This window comes from Robertkochia sediminum (assembly GCF_016786255.1).
Lineage (GTDB): Bacteria > Bacteroidota > Bacteroidia > Flavobacteriales > Flavobacteriaceae > Robertkochia > Robertkochia sediminum.
Window position 1 is genome coordinate 35,836 of record NZ_JADMKT010000079.1, and the last position, 13,473, is coordinate 49,308.

13 protein-coding genes are annotated in these 13,473 nt (G+C 44.6%); 2 read left to right on the forward strand and 11 right to left on the reverse strand.

The window, feature by feature from the left end; genetic code table 11:
- Positions 1-62: 62 nt before the first annotated feature.
- Entirely contained in the window at positions 63-1,388 is a 1,326-nt protein-coding gene (locus IS446_RS13145) for a capsule assembly Wzi family protein (protein ID WP_203061216.1), read from the reverse strand.
- Positions 1,389-1,502: 114 nt separating this feature from the next.
- Between IS446_RS13145 and IS446_RS13150 the strand changes: the two genes are divergently transcribed.
- On the forward strand, positions 1,503-2,237 hold the full coding sequence (locus tag IS446_RS13150) for a tyrosine-protein phosphatase (RefSeq protein ID WP_203061217.1): 735 nt from the start codon (positions 1,503-1,505) through the stop codon (positions 2,235-2,237).
- A 38-nt stretch (positions 2,238-2,275) separates the two neighbouring features.
- Here the strand turns inward: IS446_RS13150 and IS446_RS13155 are convergent, their stop codons facing one another.
- The 7 genes from IS446_RS13155 to IS446_RS13185 all read right to left on the reverse strand — a co-directional run bounded on the left by IS446_RS13155 (position 2,276) and on the right by IS446_RS13185 (position 10,234).
- Positions 2,276-2,641 carry a four helix bundle protein gene (locus IS446_RS13155; RefSeq protein WP_203061218.1) on the reverse strand — a complete coding sequence of 122 codons (366 nt, stop codon included), beginning with the start codon at positions 2,639-2,641 and terminating at the stop codon, positions 2,276-2,278.
- A gap of 151 nt (positions 2,642-2,792) precedes the next feature.
- Positions 2,793-5,183 carry a GumC family protein gene (locus tag IS446_RS13160; RefSeq protein ID WP_203061219.1) on the reverse strand — a complete coding sequence of 797 codons (2,391 nt, stop codon included), beginning with the start codon at positions 5,181-5,183 and terminating at the stop codon, positions 2,793-2,795.
- A 4-nt stretch (positions 5,184-5,187) separates the two neighbouring features.
- Entirely contained in the window at positions 5,188-5,973 is a 786-nt protein-coding gene (locus tag IS446_RS13165) for a polysaccharide biosynthesis/export family protein (protein ID WP_235996505.1), read from the reverse strand.
- A gap of 525 nt (positions 5,974-6,498) precedes the next feature.
- Entirely contained in the window at positions 6,499-7,449 is a 951-nt protein-coding gene (locus tag IS446_RS13170) for a GDP-L-fucose synthase family protein (protein WP_317192216.1), read from the reverse strand.
- Positions 7,450-7,561: 112 nt separating this feature from the next.
- The gene (locus IS446_RS13175; protein WP_203061221.1) at positions 7,562-7,942 is read right to left on the reverse strand and encodes a GxxExxY protein; all 381 of its coding nucleotides are present in this window, start codon (positions 7,940-7,942) and stop codon (positions 7,562-7,564) included.
- A 61-nt stretch (positions 7,943-8,003) separates the two neighbouring features.
- Positions 8,004-9,119, reverse strand: a complete 1,116-nt coding sequence (gene gmd / locus IS446_RS13180) for a GDP-mannose 4,6-dehydratase (protein ID WP_203061222.1) — start codon at positions 9,117-9,119, stop codon at positions 8,004-8,006.
- Between the two features lie 107 nt (positions 9,120-9,226).
- The gene (locus tag IS446_RS13185; protein WP_203061223.1) at positions 9,227-10,234 is read right to left on the reverse strand and encodes a mannose-1-phosphate guanylyltransferase; all 1,008 of its coding nucleotides are present in this window, start codon (positions 10,232-10,234) and stop codon (positions 9,227-9,229) included.
- 438 nt (positions 10,235-10,672) lie between these two features.
- Between IS446_RS13185 and IS446_RS13190 the strand changes: the two genes are divergently transcribed.
- Positions 10,673-11,023, forward strand: coding sequence for a four helix bundle protein (locus IS446_RS13190; RefSeq protein ID WP_203061224.1), 351 nt, complete (start codon positions 10,673-10,675; stop codon positions 11,021-11,023).
- 74 nt (positions 11,024-11,097) lie between these two features.
- Here the strand turns inward: IS446_RS13190 and IS446_RS13195 are convergent, their stop codons facing one another.
- The 3 genes from IS446_RS13195 to IS446_RS13205 form a co-directional block, all read right to left on the reverse strand.
- Complete coding sequence (locus tag IS446_RS13195) at positions 11,098-11,571, reverse strand: UpxY family transcription antiterminator (RefSeq protein ID WP_203061225.1); 474 nt, start codon at positions 11,569-11,571, stop codon at positions 11,098-11,100.
- Positions 11,572-11,747: 176 nt separating this feature from the next.
- Positions 11,748-12,113: a four helix bundle protein gene (locus tag IS446_RS13200; RefSeq protein WP_235996506.1), complete on the reverse strand. Its 366-nt coding sequence runs from the start codon at positions 12,111-12,113 to the stop codon at positions 11,748-11,750.
- Between the two features lie 99 nt (positions 12,114-12,212).
- Positions 12,213-13,466, reverse strand: a complete 1,254-nt coding sequence (locus IS446_RS13205) for a C40 family peptidase (protein WP_203061226.1) — start codon at positions 13,464-13,466, stop codon at positions 12,213-12,215.
- Positions 13,467-13,473 lie beyond the last annotated feature (7 nt).

The window sequence follows — 13,473 nt, forward strand, 5'->3', positions numbered from 1 at the left end:
GGTGGAACACTATACTTTATTGCATATAGCGTACCGCCTAAAGCTTATTGCCTTTGATCTTTTTAAAACACTCTCTTCACCTTCACCCCAAACGCTGCATTCCTGTTCTCCTGGCTATAATCTCCGGCGGCGAATAGGGTGAATGGTAATACGTTGTTGTTGATGTATACTTCGAGTAATCCCGAAAGCACTACTTTAGGACCTGTATAAGGCACGTCTTTGAGTCCGTAGTTACGGCGGTAGCTGAGTTTACCTTTGTAAGGCACCGTGCCTACCATACCTTCGAGTCCGAAGTGGTGCACCAGGAAGCGGTTGGAGATGATCCCGTTCTCACCTTCAATAAAGAAAGGCACCCCGATCACACGGTTGTGGTAGGTCCATCCGGATTGGTATACGCCGTGATTGAAGTAGTTTTCATTCTCCCCCTTCCAGTCGCTTTGGTTGCGGGTGTAATAGAACTCATAGAGGAAGTTATCCCACATGGGCTCTTCCCGCTTGTTCTGCACATAGAACCCCCATTTCCCATCTGGGAAGTTGGCCATGCGCATCCCCGGGCCGAGTTCTGCCAGGTGATCCCAGAACAACTCAATATCAAAGGTCTTGTTGATACGGCGATATTTAAAACGGTAGGTAGCCATCTGATTCCAGTCGCCACCTACACCATTTACGGTACTCTTGCTCTTCTCGCGATCCATTGCCCCAAAGAAAATGGAAGCGTAATCGGTGATCCCGTCAACAAACACGCCCTTTACCGGCCAGGCTCCATCCCATAGAGCTACATGCTGGAATCCGGCCTGCACCTGGTTGCGTTCGTCGTGGTTGTAAATGAAGTTCACACTTTTGGTATGCACGCGGGCATTACCAATAGTGCGGTCGTCGTCGAGCACGTACTCCGCCCAATCGGCTTCCAGCTGCCATTTCTCTTTATTATCCAATAATAAAGGTCTTGGGGTATAGATACGCACCCCGGGCAGTGGTCTTGCATTGTTCGAGAATAAAAAGGAAGGATCGGAAGCTGAGAGTCCGTTGTATTTTAATTCAGGTTGTTCCTTTCCGGCAACCACCCCAAACCAGTAGTTTTCCCATTTCACATAATAGTGATCGGCACGAAGGTCAGGACTACCACCATTATTCAGGAGTACTCCGGCTCCGGCCTCGATAAAACCCCAACGTGCCAGGTCCTTTCGGGCAGCTGCCGTACCGAGCATATAAAAGTTACTCTCCTTTTCTACACGCCCAAAGGTATTGGAATAGGCCCAGAAAGGAAGTTCTTCATCGGTTCCGAAAACGCCGAGGCCTTCAAGGCTTCCCGACCAAAGGGTTTCTTGTGCATGTAGTAATGATCCGGCGAAGAGGCATACCGCCAGGATTCCGTAGAATTTTTTCATAGGTTAAGCAGGTCGCTGTTAATATCAATTTAAATGGTTACATTCACCGCAGTAAACGTCGAAATATGGGGTATATTTCACGCGTGAAGATATAATTTTAAGAAGAATTTACCTATGCTCTCTTTCTTTTCCTCTAAAATTTTATTTAAAGAACTCACGAACAATGCAGTAGACATCCATTGTCACCTGCTACCGGGGCTGGATGACGGCGCAAAAGACCTTGGTACTGCGCTTGACATGCTTAAAAACTACCGGCAACTGGGCTATCGCAAGGTGATCTGCACCCCGCACATTATGGAAGACTACTACAAGGTAGACGCCGAAAAGATCGCCACCACCCTGACCCAACTAAGAACTGCTGCTAAAAATGCGAATATCAATATCATCCTCGAAGCCGCAGCCGAGCATATGACCGACGGACAGTTTGAACGATTACTGCAGGAGAAGGCCCTACTTCCCCTATTTAATAATTTAGTCCTCATCGAAACCGGATTCCTGGCAGCCCCGCTTAACCTTCCAGACCTCATTTTTGAAATGACCAATGTAGGGTATACCCCGGTGATCGCCCATCCGGAGCGTTATGGATACCTTAAAAAACCGAAACATTTTCAACGCCTGAGAGATCAGGGGTGTTTATTGCAAGTCAATGCGCTTTCCCTTACCGGGTACTACGGGAAATCGATTCAGCAAAAAGCGGAGATGCTTCTTGAGAATGATCTTGTTGATGTTATTGGGACGGATGCACATCATGCACGTCACCTTCAACGATTGCTGGAGTTTAAGGTGAGTAAGAAAATGGCTGGGCAGTTGGAAGTTATCTTTGAGAGGACTAATCAATTGTTTGGATAGGGGCTAATAGGTAAATAGGCGAATAAGCTAACAAGTCCCTAATTTGAAGTTTCCAATCTAGCTATTAAAGCTGAGAGTTGCCTGGCGATTGATTCTGCCTCTTTTCTTAACCCTTCATAATTATTGTTATTCAAATAGCCCAGATCATTGCTTATTATTAAATGACTTATCGTTTCCCACAGAGAACTATAGGCCATGTTTATAAATCGAGCTTTTTCTTTATCTGTCTTTCTTGAAAAGCCTTCAGAAATATTCGCACATATACTTACCGATGACCTCCTAACCTGCGAAACCAAGCCATACTTTTCTTTGTCAGGAAAAGAATCTGAAACCTCATAGACCAATTTTATCAACTTCCTGGAATGCTGCCATACATCCAATCGTTCAAAATAAAAACTATACATGCAAACACTTTTTACAAATATAGATTATTTTCTATAAATATGATCAAGTGATAAGCCATAAACCTATTTGCCTATTAGCTTATTCGCTTATTTTTTAACCAAAAAAAGCCTCCCAAAAATGGAAGGCTTTTCAAAATATCTGAATATTTAATTAGCATCTCGTCTTATATGCCGAAAGCTTCTTTCTTACCTTGGTAAAGAACGTCTCCTTCTCCCCACCATAGTTATATCCATATTTATTACCATAACCAAAGTTGGCCATGCTTACATCGTTAAGAACGATGGCTACGTTGTTAAGCTTTTTGCGTTTTACGGCATCGGCGATAAATTCTGTAAAGCGCTCTTCGGTATATCCTGAACGGGTGAGGTAAAGGGTAACGTCGGCATATTTATTGATGAGGAGGGTATCGGTCACCAGGAGTAATGGCGCCGTATCGATCACTAAATAATCGTAACGGGCTTTCACCTCATTAAAGAAAGCTTCCACTCCTTTACTCATCAGCAGCTCTGCCGGGTTTGGCGGAATGGCTCCCGAAGACACCAGGTCAAGGTTATTATGCACCCCGGAGTTGTGAATAATGCTATCCACATTCACCTTATCGTCATACAGGTAGTTTGAAAGTCCCGCGCGATGTTTATTATGCTCCAGGTAAGCCGCTAATTGTGGATTTCTAAGATCCGCCCCAACAAGCAACACTTTACGGTCGGTACCCGCGAGGGAAATAGCGAGGTTCGCTGCCGTTAGCGACTTCCCTTCTCCCTTGGTGGTCGATGTCACCAAAATGGTCTTGGCGCCTTCCTCTTTACGATCCACGAACATATACTGTAAGTTGGTACGCATGATCCTAAAGGCTTCAGCCATCACCGAACGGTCGTCAAGGGCGATCAGTTTTTCTTCCTTATCTCCAATACGAGGCAACTCACCAACAATAGGCAGTTCCGGAAGACGGCGTTCGATATCCTTACGGCTAAGGATCTTATTATTCAATACTTCTCCAACGTAAATGAATAAGAAAGGGATGAGCAACCCTAAAAGGAATGCACCTCCTAATACGATATTCTTCTTTGGAGCCACTGGCAGATTAGAACTGCTTGCAAAGTCAACGATCTTCGCCTTGGGCGCTGTTACCGCCATAGAGATCGAAGCCTCTTCTCTTTTTTGCAAGAGGAATAAATAAAGGGCCTCCTTGATATTCTGCTGTCTTTCGATCCCGCGGAATTCCTTCTCTTTGGTAGGCACCTTAGCGATCTGCCTGTCCATCACCACCTCTCTTCGGCTCAGATCTTTAAAAGCGATCTCCAACGCTGTTCTCTGGGTTTCCAGACTTTTCAGCACCGTTTCACGAAGCCCGTCGATCTGACTATCAAGATTACGAACTACCGGGTTCTTTTCCGTAGAGTTCTTCAGCATATGCGAACGCTCGATCACCAGGGTATTGTATGTACCTACCAGGGTTGCGAGACCTTCACTTTCTGTTCCCAGATTGGTGGGTAACAGTTTACTATTGTCATTCTGACCGAGATACTCGATCATGGTTTTGGTGAGTTCCAACTGGGTAGCCAGGTCCAGCTGACGCTTACTGAACTCGTTTGCATTCTCCAGGAACAACTGAGCCTCAGAGGTAATATCGGTTAGTTTGTTTGCTGTTTTAAAGGTGACCTTATCGGTTTCCACCGAATCCAGCTCCCCACTAATGATCTCCAAACGCTCATCGATAAATTCAGCCGTATTTTTAGAGATCAGGTTGTTGTCGTTGATCGCATCCTTGTTATACTGATGTACCAGCTCATTGAGAATATCCTGGGCCTTGCTCTTGAGCGGATGCTCCAAGGCCAGGTTGATCACGGTAGCATTCTTATTGGAAAGATTCACCTGGATGGCACTCTTCAATCCTCCGGCAACACCTTCTACCCTATGAAAATACACTTCAACAGGTGTATTGGAAGTCATTTGCTGTACATCGGTTCGCGTATTGGGCAGCACCATGATCTCTGCAAAAGGCAGGGTGATCGTCTCCCCTAATTTATAGACCTGAGATTTTCCAAGATGTTGAATTCTTACCTGGTCTTCGCCGGTTAATTGAAATTCCAGGGATTCTTCCGGCATTCCTGCAAAGGGAACATAATTAAGAACCTTCACCACAAACGGACTGGCGGTATACACTTCATTCTGCTTCACCTCTCCCGCAACAAAGTAACTCACATTGATGCCCAACTCCTTAACGACTTTCTCCAGCAATCGTTTAGAACGAAGGATCTCGATCTCGTTCTCTACGCTATTGGAATTGAAAGACCCCAAAACTCCAAGATCCTGCAAGGCACTAAGTTCTGACGCTCCTCCACCATTCTTATCATCCTTAATGATGATGCTCGCCTGTGTTTTATATACATTGGTCGCATAGCGCAGGTAGATAAAAGCACCTGCCAAACAAACCACAGCACCCAAAACAAACCACCTCCAATGACGGAGGTATTTTTCCAACAACTCTCTTAAATGCAGCTCCTCTTCGTGCTGCTCTTCAATAAATACGTTCTCGTTCATGGGACTAATTGGTTATAACAACAATTACAGAAAGGATTATAGAAGCCACTGATACAAATAGCGGTATATTCCTATTATATGCAGCTGCCTGGGTTTGTGCCTTATTAGGCTCTATATAGATCACATCATTCTGCTGGAGGTAGTAAAAAGGAGAATCAATGAGATCGGCCTTGGTAAGGTCTACTGATCCGTAGGATTTAATTCCGTTTTGCTCACGGATCACCATCACATTATCACGACGGCCGTAGATCGTCATATCTCCCGCCATGGCCAAAGCTTCCGGTAACGTAATGCGCTCGTCCTGTATATTGTAGGTCCCCGGACGAGTTACCTCGCCGATCACAGACACCTTATAATTCACAATACGGATATTAATGATAGGATCTACTACATACTCACCAATCCTGTTTTCCAGGTCCTTGATCAATTCCTGCCGGGTCATTCCTGCCACCTTGAGTTCTCCAAGTACAGGGAATTGAATATTTCCATCACTATCTACCAAGTATGCCTGAAGCTGATTCTGCATACCCCCTCCCATGCCGGTAATACCCTGAGAATTCACCAAAGGTAAATTAAACGGCTGAACAGCTTTCAGGTCATAGGAAGAAACCGTGATCTGCAGCATGTCGTTGGCCTGGATCTGCGGGGTGTAGTTCACCTGCTTTGCAGCAGCCATAGCCTGATCAATATTCTGGAAATAAGCTACTTTCTTGCGGGAAACGCAGGAAGAAAGCATAAGGATAACGGCCATAGCTATGAAGGCCAGAGAAGATCCGGAGCGATGCATCATTGGTAAAATTTTGCTGCAAATATAATTAATGAGGGGGAGATTGTTTTAGGGTTGACCGTAATTAAATGGGGAGGTGGGGAAACAGGGAAAGCGGGAATGACACTTTATGCTGATTTACAGCAATTTAGATCTCATACCAAGGAGTGTTAAATTATGAAACTGAGTTATTAGTTGTTCGTTTTTAGTTAGGCTGTAAGCTGTATGCTATACACTGTAGGCTGTAGGCTGTAGGCTGTAGGCTGTAGGCTTTAAGCTATAAGCTATAAGCTATAAGCTGTAGGTACTGAATACAGGAATAGATTCAATAGCTTGAGTTATTAGTTGTTCACCTACGCCAAGGCTTCGGTGAATGAATTGAGTTGACTGTTGGTTAGCGGTTCACGGTGTTCGATAAATTGGCAGTATTGCTGAATTGCTAAGGTGCTAAACCAAAAAAAAGCCTTTCAGACATATGACATCCGGAAGGCCTTTTATCTATTATAAAATATATGTGCTACAACCCCCATAGGGAGTGCTCAAATCGCATTAAAGCTTTACCTCTTTAAATTGATCGATATTCTTCAAAAACCACTCGTAAGTAGATGCTACACCCTCATCTAATGCAATTGAAGCTTTCCAGCCCTGGGCGCTCATTTTGGATACATCCATCAACTTTCTGGGGGTACCATCCGGCTTTTCAGCATCCCAAATGATCTCTCCCTGGTGACCGGTTACTTTTTGGATCATCTCTGCAAGTGCCTTGATGGTCAGGTCGGTTCCCGTTCCCACATTGTACAAATGCTCTTCCAAAGTATGCTCCAAAGCGAAAACCACCGCCTGAGCCATATCTTCTACATGCAAGAATTCGCGCATCGGGCTACCTGACCCCCAAAGGGTTACAGGAGCATTCCCATTTTCCTTGGCCTCGTGAAACTTGCGGATCATCGCCGGAAGCACGTGAGATGTCTTCAGATCGAAATTATCGTAAGGGCCATAAAGGTTGGTAGGCATCAAACTCACATAATCCAAGCCAAACTGCTTGCGAATACTCTCACAAGCCTTAACTCCTGAGATCTTAGCAATAGCATACCATTCGTTGGTAGGCTCCAAAGGGCCGGTAAGTAAACAATCCTCAGTTAAGGGTTGTTTTGCCAGTTTTGGGTAGATACAACTACTCCCCAGAAAAACAAACTTCTCTACCCCGGCCTTTTTGGCCTCATCGATGAGGTTGTTCTGGATCTGCATGTTCTCCATTAAGAACTGATACGGATAATCCCTGTTGGCAAGGATACCTCCTACCCTTGCGGCTGCGTCGATAACAGCATCAGGTTTTTCTTCTGCGAAGAAGGATCTCACGGAATGTTGATCTCTAAGATCTAATTCACTACTAGACTTGTGAATTATATTCTCGTATCCTTTTGCCTTTAGTGCACGGATTATCGCGGATCCGACCATTCCGTTACCGCCGGCTACGTATATTTTTGAGTCTTTGTTTATTTCTACTTTTTTGATTTCCATTTTAGTTGATTTTTGGATTTCATGGATTGATCATGAATTTCGCGGATTCTCTAGTGATTTCGCGGATATAAGCGGATTACGCAGAGGTCTTCTAATTTACTGAATTGATAAATCTCTTCCATTTGAGGGAAGACTCCCCAAAATTAATCAATAATCCTACCTCGTGGTTGGTGGCCTTAAGGTAGTTGACTAACTGGTCAGAACCGGATTTATGGAGAAAATTAGAACTTTTGAGCTCAACAATGATCTTATCATAACATAAAAGATCAGCGACGAAATACTTACGGAGTTTTTTGCCTTTATACATGATCGGTAACCGAACCTGGGCTTCAAACGGGATGTTCTGTTCTTCGAGCTCCATCTCCAGGGCTTCCTGGTAGGCGCCCTCTGTAAAACCACTCCCAATTTCCTTATGAACGGTCATGCACGCCCCGATTATTTTATAGGTCTCCTTTTCGTACTTTAAACTCATCCCTATCCGTGTAATCCTCCTTTATCCGTGCAATCCTTTTTAAATCCGTGTAATCCGTGATTTACTCGTAGTAATTAAAGGTTTGATACCCTCCGTCTTTAAGGAATTGCTGCTTTTGCATGAGCTTAACGTCACTCTGCATCATATCTTTCACTAACGCAGGAAGGTCATACTCCGGTACCCATCCTAGTTTTTCTTTTGCTTTAGTGGCATCACCGATCAAAAGATCTACCTCTGTAGGACGGAAGTAACGTGGATCTACGTTCAATACCTCTTTACCAACAGGCAATTGGAAACGCTCGTCGTTGCATTTTACCACATAGGCTTTTTCATCAACACCTTCTCCTTTAAACTCTAACTCGATTCCTACCTCGTTAAAAGCCATTCGCACGAAGTCACGCACAGGGGTGGTCTTTCCGGTAGCGATCACCCAGTCTTCCGCTTCGTCGTGCTGAAGGATCATCCACATCATACGAACGTAGTCCTTGGCATGCCCCCAGTCTCTTTGTGCGTCCAGGTTTCCTAGATAGAACTTATCCTGAAGCCCCAAGGCAATTCTTGAAACCGCACGGGTGATCTTTCTGGTTACGAAAGTCTCCCCTCTGATCGGTGATTCGTGATTAAAGAGGATTCCGTTACACGCATAGATCCCGTAAGCCTCACGATAGTTTACCGTGATCCAGTAGGCATACATCTTAGCAACCGCATATGGTGATCTTGGGTAGAAAGGCGTGGTCTCGGTCTGAGGCACTTCCTGTACTTTACCATAGAGCTCTGAAGTAGAAGCCTGGTAAATACGTGTTTTCTTTTCTAAACCTAAAAGACGAACAGCATCAAGGATCCTAAGGGTACCGATACCATCAGCATTGGCGGTATATTCAGGGGTTTCAAAAGAAACCGCTACGTGACTCATGGCTGCCAGGTTATAGATCTCATCCGGCTGGATCTCCTGGATCAAACGAATAAGGTTGGTCGAATCGGTCATATCCCCGTAATGAAGGAAGAACTTGGCATCTTCCTCATGAGGATCCTGGTACAGGTGATCGATACGATCGGTATTAAAAAGGGAAGAACGACGCTTGAGTCCGTGTACTTCATACCCTTTTTTCAACAAAAATTCCGATAAATAGGCGCCATCTTGTCCGGTTACCCCGGTGATCAATGCTACTTTGCTCATGGTACTTTAGGTTTATTTTTTATTCGTTAGCCCTTAAAAAGCGCTACAAAGTTAATTTATTTTTAAAGATCGCTGCTCCCATTCTACTCCCGGAAGCAGACAAAACTCTATTTAAATTCCTGATATAATTCTTTTACTCGTTGCCCCTCTCCTTTAGGAAGCACGAGAATGGTGTCTTCGGTTTCAATGATGTTCATATCTTCAAGCCCCACCCCGAGTACCCGCTTCTTGCTAAAAGCATGGGTATTTTTTACTCCCGGCCCTGAAACGCTGGAAACACCGCTGGATTGCACCTGATCTTCCAGGTACCCGATAAGGGCATCATAACTCCCCAAGTCGGTCCACTCAAATTGCGCCGGTACAGTTCTGATCTTATCACTGCGCTCAAATACTGCATAATCCACACTGTCCGATGGAATAGCCCCCATGGTCTCTTCCGTGATGCCTTTCTCATGAGCCTCCACACATTTTTGATAGATCTGCGGACTCAACTTTGCGATCTCCTCCAGAAAAACGCCGGCCTTAAAACAGAACATCCCACTGTTCCAGTAAAAGTTCCCTGCCTCCAAAAATCGTTTTGCAGTGGCTTCATCAGGCTTTTCACGAAAACTCTTTACTTCCTCACCTGCAAATTCGATATATCCAAATCCGGTCTCCGGATACACAGGTTTTATTCCAAAGGTCACCAAAAACCCGTTTTCAGCCAGTTCAATAGCCCTGTTTACACTCTCACCATAACCGTCTTCTCCGATCATATGATCGCTCGGGGTAACAAAAAGAATATCCTCCTTATCTACGGCTAATGCTGCCAAACAGATCGCAGGAGCGGTATTTCGTGCCACGGGCTCCAATATCACGTGACCGAATTGCTCACCGAGCTCCTCCATCTGCGCATTCGCCTGGGTGATATGCCCTTCATTGGTGATGATCATTGTTGATCGCACCAATCGGCTGTTTCTCAATACCGTATGCTGAAATAGCGACTTATCGTTAAAGAGTTGCAAAAACTGCTTTGGCTTTTCCGGGGTGCTTAGCGGCCAGAGCCGGGTCCCGAATCCACCGGAGAGAATGGCGTTAATTACATTTCCTGAAGTCGTATCTGAATGTGAAGGCATTATCGGTTTATTTGTCATAAAACTAACCATTGACACCCGTTTTTATGGTCAAAAACAGATATGCAACAATTAAATTCTTCTACCGGCATGTTCTACATGTAAAAAAGGCATAAAGCCTATTGAATTTGTTCCCAGACCTTTACGCAAGGCCGCTGTTAGAACACTAAATCCCAGGCTACCGGATAGCATGATTTGAGGGCGCAAATATAATTAATGAGGGGGAGTTTATTTAAGGGATAACCGTAATAAAATGGGGGGTTAGGGAAGTGGGGGAAGAGGGAGTGGGGCTCGGTGTTGATTTACAGTGCTTTACGTGTACAGCCATGGTGTGTTAAAAATATCATTGTCGGGGATTGTGGATTGTGGATTGTGGATTGTGGATTGTGGATTGTTATTATGTAGTAAATAATCTATAAATTTACACTCAAATAATTACTTATGAATCTGATAAAAGACAAAAGTTTCAGTTTTGCCCTAGACATCATTAAGTGCTATAAGAGCCTCTTGACTGAGAAAAAAGAATATGTAATGAGCAAGCAACTATTAAGATCTGGGACAGCAATAGGAGCCCTTTACAGAGAAGCTGAACATGCAGAATCTAAAGCAGACTTCATACATAAAATGGCAATGGCTCAGAAAGAAAGTAATGAAACCCTTTATTGGATAGATCTCTTAAAAGCATCTGAATATATAGACAAGGATGTGTATTGCGCACTAAAAACAAAAAATGATTCGATAAATAAGATAATTTCAAGCATCATCTTAACCACCAAGTCCAGAAAAGGCTAACCATGAAATCCATAATTCATAATCCACAATTCATAATTGATCTGGTTATTCGGAATTCAGTAGATCGTTCGATTCTATTGAAGTTCAGACGGATGTAAGACCACCATACAATTAAGCTTCGGCAACCTGATCTTGACCTTATTGCTACCGGTTTCTTCTACGATGGCTTCCTGTCCTTTAAAAGTTCCGGAATTTACTTTGACTTCCTGCCCGGGAGTGAGTTCCACAAGCCTCGCTTCATCATAGACCTTGCCGTCCAGCCATTCTTTTAAAGCCAGTACTTCCTGCTCCTGGACCACGGCAGGTTTACCTAGCCAAAACAAAAAGCGCACTACCCCATCGGCTTCAAAGGCCAGATCGCGTTTATTCTCTTCCATCTTCACGAAAACATAGCCATTGAACAGCGGACGCTTGACCTTCTTCTTTCGGTCGCTCCATTGCCGTACTTCAGTAACTATCGGACAATACACCTCGATACCGAGCTCCTCCAATCGCTTGGCGACCTTTTTTTCCCATTTCGGGCGGGTGCAGATGACCATCCATTGCATTGATTGTCGGGTTTTTGGTTAGGGGGCAAAGATAATTAATTTAGAGGTACGTAGGTACGGAGGTACGGAGGTACGGAGGTACGGAGGTACGGAGGTACGGAGGTACGGAGGTACGGAGGTACGGAGGTACGGAGGTACGGAGGTACGGAGGTACGGAGGTACGGAGGTACGGAGGTTTAAGATTTTTTACTTTTTGAATTCCGCAAAATACTTTTCTGGAGATTTGTCAACATCACACGAATTATTTTAAGCTCATTTTCTACCAAAGATTCAGTATCACATTTATAAAGTTCTTTCATAATGATCAACTGGGTTTCCAATTCACTTAATGACCCCTTAGCAATATCCAGAAATCGAACATACTCTCCTGGTGTACTTCTCCCAGCGCCTTCTGCTATGTTAGAGGGGATTGAAATAGCTGATCTATTGGTCTGAGAAACTAAACCATATTTCTCAGAATCGGGAAGTTTCCTGGTTAATCGGTAAACATAGAGCACGAGGTCCATGCTCTTTTGCCATACTTTTAAATCTCTATGAGTCATGATTGATGTATTTAACGACTCATAAATATATAGAATATTTTCTATATCGTGATTAATCTAAGATCAACTTCGTAATTTCGTAACTACGTACCCTCGTAACTAATAAACGTCTTCTACCTTTTTAACATCCTCCGTTAAGTTCCCCAAAATACGTTTAGCACGGAAATAACGGTTACGATTAAACTCATCGTAGTTGGATGCTTCAGGATCCATGCTGGAAATATGCACATCTCCGGAAGAGTGAATGAACTCATTATTGCCGATCCACATACCTACGTGGGTGACTTTCTCTGATCCATCTTCCCTGTAGCGACCGAAGAACAAAAGATCTCCGGGTTGGAGTTTAGAGAAATCCCCTTCTTCGTCTACCAGCATCCCGCTATGTACCTGCTGAGACGCATCCCGCGGCAGGATGAGTCCGTTGAGGAAGTAAACAGTCTTGGTAAATCCGCTGCAATCCACCCCCTTGAATGAAGTCCCTCCCCACAAATACGGGAGACCCATCATCTCCTTCGCCATAGCAACCAGGCTCTCACCATCGGTTTCCAATAGTTCGATCCACAAGTCGTATGGAAAGGCGTCGTCTTTGGACACATAACCTTGCCTTCCGTCGGGATATTCGATCTTTAAAAAGTCACCTTCCTCTCCTATATAGGCAAAGATATCTCCGGCCACGAGGTCTGAAACGATCCCTGCCTTTTCAGAAGGCTCGGTTCTCGCATGGCCATAGGGCATGCTAAACACCAGCTTCTGCTTTTCCTGCCATCCTTTGAGTTCTTCAGCATTCATCAGGGTAATGGCCCCATCATCGGCCCAGGCGATGTATCCGTCCGGCGTTTGTACCAAATGCCAGTTCCCTTCTGCTGCTGCCAATACCTTGACCACGGTTCCCATGGTAGCCTGTGAGGCTAGCTCCTCCGACTGCCCTTTGTTTGAGCGTAAATTGGCAACGGAAAGGCGTACCACCGCCAGGGTATCGGCTCCAAGTCCGCTCTCCGGCAGTTGCTGTACGCTGTCTATGTACTTCAACCTTAAACCACTCAAACTATCCTTTAAGGCCGCATATGCCTCCTTTTGATCACTTTGGCCCTTAAGCACCCATTGTGCTCCCTGCTTTTCCAGGTCCAGGTGAAAACGGGCCACCCGCTTATCGGGAGCATAGGTCTTTTGCATGTTTTCCAGTAATTGATCGACTTCTGCATTAGAAGCGCTTTCGGGCTGACAAGACGTGAAGAATATCGTTAATGAAAGTACAAGAACAAGTGAAGGTACGGAGGTACGGAGGTACGAGGGTACGGAGAATGTATGAGACCCAAAGATGAGGGTGCGTTTAGAGCGATTTAATCTTATCATATCAGGA

Bases quoted from the DNA above. Each gene is read 5' to 3' on its own strand.
- IS446_RS13150 (WP_203061217.1), top strand. From the start codon at position 1,503: ATGCTCTCTTTCTTTTCCTCTAAAATTTTATTTAAAGAACTCACGAAC.
- IS446_RS13155 (WP_203061218.1), bottom strand. From the start codon at position 2,641: ATGTATAGTTTTTATTTTGAACGATTGGATGTATGGCAGCATTCCAGG.
- IS446_RS13195 (WP_203061225.1), bottom strand. From the start codon at position 11,571: ATGCAATGGATGGTCATCTGCACCCGCCCGAAATGGGAAAAAAAGGTC.
- IS446_RS13165 (WP_235996505.1), bottom strand. From the start codon at position 5,973: ATGATGCATCGCTCCGGATCTTCTCTGGCCTTCATAGCTATGGCCGTT.
- IS446_RS13175 (WP_203061221.1), bottom strand. From the start codon at position 7,942: ATGAGTTTAAAGTACGAAAAGGAGACCTATAAAATAATCGGGGCGTGC.
- IS446_RS13160 (WP_203061219.1), bottom strand. From the start codon at position 5,183: ATGAACGAGAACGTATTTATTGAAGAGCAGCACGAAGAGGAGCTGCAT.
- IS446_RS13200 (WP_235996506.1), bottom strand. From the start codon at position 12,113: ATGACTCATAGAGATTTAAAAGTATGGCAAAAGAGCATGGACCTCGTG.
- gmd (WP_203061222.1), bottom strand. From the start codon at position 9,119: ATGAGCAAAGTAGCATTGATCACCGGGGTAACCGGACAAGATGGCGCC.
- IS446_RS13190 (WP_203061224.1), top strand. From the start codon at position 10,673: ATGAATCTGATAAAAGACAAAAGTTTCAGTTTTGCCCTAGACATCATT.
- IS446_RS13205 (WP_203061226.1), bottom strand. From the start codon at position 13,466: ATGATAAGATTAAATCGCTCTAAACGCACCCTCATCTTTGGGTCTCAT.
- IS446_RS13185 (WP_203061223.1), bottom strand. From the start codon at position 10,234: ATGCCTTCACATTCAGATACGACTTCAGGAAATGTAATTAACGCCATT.
- IS446_RS13145 (WP_203061216.1), bottom strand. From the start codon at position 1,388: ATGAAAAAATTCTACGGAATCCTGGCGGTATGCCTCTTCGCCGGATCA.